At 58.5% G+C, this 2,770-nt stretch carries 3 protein-coding genes; 1 reads left to right on the forward strand and 2 read right to left on the reverse strand.

Translation table 11 applies throughout. The annotated features are described in order from the left end of the window. Positions 1-90 precede the first annotated feature (90 nt). Complete coding sequence (locus ILT46_RS11925) at positions 91-723, forward strand: tyrosine-type recombinase/integrase (protein ID WP_199504860.1); 633 nt, start codon at positions 91-93, stop codon at positions 721-723. A gap of 582 nt (positions 724-1,305) precedes the next feature. On the opposite strand, the gene ILT46_RS11930 is transcribed toward ILT46_RS11925, so the two are convergent. Both ILT46_RS11930 and ILT46_RS11935 read right to left on the reverse strand, forming a co-directional pair. Then, complete coding sequence (locus tag ILT46_RS11930; protein ID WP_202387626.1) at positions 1,306-1,644, reverse strand: DMT family transporter; 339 nt, start codon at positions 1,642-1,644, stop codon at positions 1,306-1,308. Beyond that, complete coding sequence (locus tag ILT46_RS11935; protein WP_199504861.1) at positions 1,644-2,471, reverse strand: MerR family transcriptional regulator; 828 nt, start codon at positions 2,469-2,471, stop codon at positions 1,644-1,646. Before ILT46_RS11935 ends, ILT46_RS11930 begins: the two co-directional genes overlap by 1 nt. Positions 2,472-2,770: the final 299 nt, after the last annotated feature.

Consider the following 2,770-nt stretch of genomic DNA (forward strand, 5'->3'; position numbering starts at 1 on the left):
CCCCTCCCGCGAAGCGGGTTCGTGCTACGGCCCACGCGGCGACATTTCGAGCATTACCTTGTCGGCCAATCATGGCCGAGGAGAAATGCAATGGGATACTCACGATTTGATGCAGCCACGCGGCATCGTCCGGCTTGGAACGCTGGCAAGAATGTCGGAACGAAACGCCCGCTGACGCAAAAGCAGATTTGGGCCATCCGCTTTCACCTAGATCGCGAAGGGCGGCTGCGGGACAAGGCGCTCTTCGACCTCGCAATCGACAGCAAGCTGCGTGGCTGCGATCTGGTGAAGATAAAAATTGGTGACGTGGTGGCTGGCGCGGACGTTCGGAACCGTTCGATCGTGATCCAGCAAAAGACCAATCGCCCTGTCCAGTTCGAGCTTACCGCGGATGTCCGTGCGACCTTGATCGCCTGGCTCGAGCGCCGAGGAGGTTCGACGCATGAATATCTGTTTCCGAGCCGCATTGATCACCATGGCCACATGAGCACGCGCCAATATGCCCGTCTGGTCGATGAATGGGTGACGGCCATTGGCCTGCGCAAGTCTGAGTACGGCACGCACTCGCTGCGGCGGACGAAGGCTGCGATGATCTACCGGGCCACAGGCAACATTCGAGCTATTCAGATCCTGCTCGGTCATTCCAAGATCGAGAACACGGTCCGGTACCTCGGCGTCGACGTCGAAGATGCCTTGTTGCTGGCAGAGCGGACCGAGATCTGACTTTCACGCGGCCGGCCGGTCATCTCGGCCGGCTGCTTCAGGGAAAGTGCTGAGGTGCGCTGATCGACTGACTTTGGGTGGAAAGCAGACCTTATGCCCTCCGCGGGATCAGAAGAAATCGCGACAGGATAAGAACTGCGGCCGCAAGGCCAGCGATCAGCAGGACAACTTCGAAGGGCGAGTTCATGCGATCTTTCAACATCCAAAAAGACACGAATGCCGCCAAACCGATCCATAAATTCTTGGGAATGACCAGCTGGGTTCCGCAACCATCGCAGATGAAAGGTTTCCCAAGACCCCATTGAGTCTTCAAAAAAGGAACCGGTTTTCCGCAAGCGGGACAAGGTGGAGATAGGACCCGCACTTAAGTAAGCCTATCACATCTATCAGCGTCCGCAATTGGAGTCGTTAGCAGAGTATCCGCTTTCAGTGGATGGTGAGGCAAAGCTGCCAGTCCGCTAATCAGGAAATCCGCGGAAGGCTGAAACGTCCAAAATGGGGTGGGAAGCGGACTGGCAGGTTTTTCGGCCTGCCCCCGTTGTTGAACAGAATAACGCTCGTTCCTCATTTCAACACCATTCGTCAGGGCGCCGTGCGAATGGTCGTCAAATTAAGCCCAATGGCGCCGATAAGGATTAGCGCCATAAAGCCCGCCTGCGCCCAGGATAGGTTCTGACGGAACACGATCCAGCCAATCGCCGCTATGGCAACAATCCCCACCCCCGACCAGACGGCATAGGCGACCCCCATCGGAATGCGCGTCATCGCGAAAGCGAGCAGCCAGAAGCATACGCCGTAGCCTGCCATGGCTGCGATACCATAGCCCCATCGGGTCATCCCCTGAGAGGCGTTGAGCAGGCTGGTCGAGGCCACCTCAAGCGCGATCGCGCCAAGCAACAGCACCCACGCATTGATCGTCATCACCGCTTCTCCTGTCCAGCGGGCCGCGCGAACCATGCCGGCATTGGGCCGATATCCTCGCCCCGATTCAGCGCCGCGGGTGTCGCGGTCATAATGAAGTCCCACACCGGCTTGCTGAAACCGGGATCGACCTTGCCTTCCCAGCGCGCCATGTCGTCATACATCCGGGTCGTCCCCTTCCACATCGCGGGCGTGGCGTTGCGGCTGAAAGGTTTGAGCAACGCGAACCATTCTCGCACGAAGGCGAGAGCTGCATCGCTGTCCGGTTCGAGCGGCAGCGCCGCTTCGATCCGGGCGCTGAGCGCGTGCCACTGCGCCTGATAGGCCTCTTGGCTAAACTCGGGCGCATCGGCCATGTGTTCTTGCCATTCAGCCTGTTCCTCGGGGGTGTAATACTGGTCCACCACATCCTGCCAGGCTTGGGTCTGGTCGGTCATGAGTTTTTCTCCGTCACGAATGAGCGAGCAAAACGTCGCGGCATCGAGCGGCTCGCCTCGGTCGATGCGGGACAATGCGGTATCGATGAGGCCTATGGCGTCAGCGATCTCCTCGGCCTGTTCGGCCAGGCGCCTACGCTGCGCGCTAAGCAAGGCGAGAAGGTTGATCGGTCTGTGATCAAACAATCGCTTTATGTCGGCGAGGCTGAGCCCGGCTTTTTTAAGTGCGACGATCCTCTGAATTCGTTCGAGCTCTTCAGGTCCGAACCAGCGCCGCCCCGAACCAGTGCGTAGCGGCGTGATGAGCCCACGGCCCTCATAAAAGCGCAACGCGCGCGAAGTGAGGCCGGTGCGGCGGACAACTTCGTCTATGGGAAGCGAATCGCTCATGTTCTATTTGTAGCAGTTGACACAAGGTCAACTTCAACGACTGATTTGAGGGGCGGTTACAGTGGCTGCAAATGACCGCTTCGGGGTCGTGAGCGGAAGATCTGCTTCGCTGGCCTTGTGAGTTGTAAGCAGACAGTCGCCTAACGGCCCACGAAGCGCCATTATCCTTCGACATGAATTCGGATCGCGCTAAGTCCACCCGATGTACGAACGAAACCCGTCCTTCATCACCCGAGCCTTCCTTCGGAGCATCTGGGCACAGGATTTTGATGCATGTCCCCCGTCAGCACCAATGGCAC

It is taken from the genome of Qipengyuania sp. YIM B01966 (assembly GCF_016461955.1).
In the GTDB taxonomy this organism is placed as follows: Bacteria; Pseudomonadota; Alphaproteobacteria; order Sphingomonadales; family Sphingomonadaceae; genus QFOP01.

Bases quoted from the DNA above. Each gene is read 5' to 3' on its own strand.
- ILT46_RS11930 (WP_202387626.1), bottom strand. From the start codon at position 1,644: ATGACGATCAATGCGTGGGTGCTGTTGCTTGGCGCGATCGCGCTTGAG.
- ILT46_RS11925 (WP_199504860.1), top strand. From the start codon at position 91: ATGGGATACTCACGATTTGATGCAGCCACGCGGCATCGTCCGGCTTGG.
- ILT46_RS11935 (WP_199504861.1), bottom strand. From the start codon at position 2,471: ATGAGCGATTCGCTTCCCATAGACGAAGTTGTCCGCCGCACCGGCCTC.